The sequence below is a fragment of the Paraburkholderia sp. SIMBA_053 genome, assembly GCF_046534895.1.
Taxonomy (GTDB): Bacteria; Pseudomonadota; Gammaproteobacteria; order Burkholderiales; family Burkholderiaceae; genus Paraburkholderia; species Paraburkholderia caledonica.
In genome coordinates, this window is sequence record NZ_JAWRXU010001264.1 from 1 (window position 1) to 251 (window position 251).

At 64.9% G+C, this 251-nt stretch carries 1 pseudogene; it reads left to right on the forward strand.

The features are described 5' to 3' along the window. Positions 1-251 (forward strand): annotated as a pseudogene (locus SB753_RS39690) (alkene reductase); the annotation flags it as partial.

Sequence of the window (251 nt, forward strand, 5' to 3'; positions counted from 1 at the left end):
GTACGACGACAGCCAGATCGCCGGCTGGAAAGCCGTCACCAACGCGGTGCATGCGAAAGGCGGCAAGATCTTTCTTCAGCTTTATCACGCGGGCCGTCAATCGAATGCACAGTTGCAGCCCGATGGCGGCCGTCCCGTCGGACCGTCCGAAGTGCCGCACGGCGGCGTCGCGTACACGGAAGCAGGCTGGGTGCCCAACACGCCGAACCGCGCGCTGGAAACGGCGGAAATCGCGGGCATCGTCGAGAGCT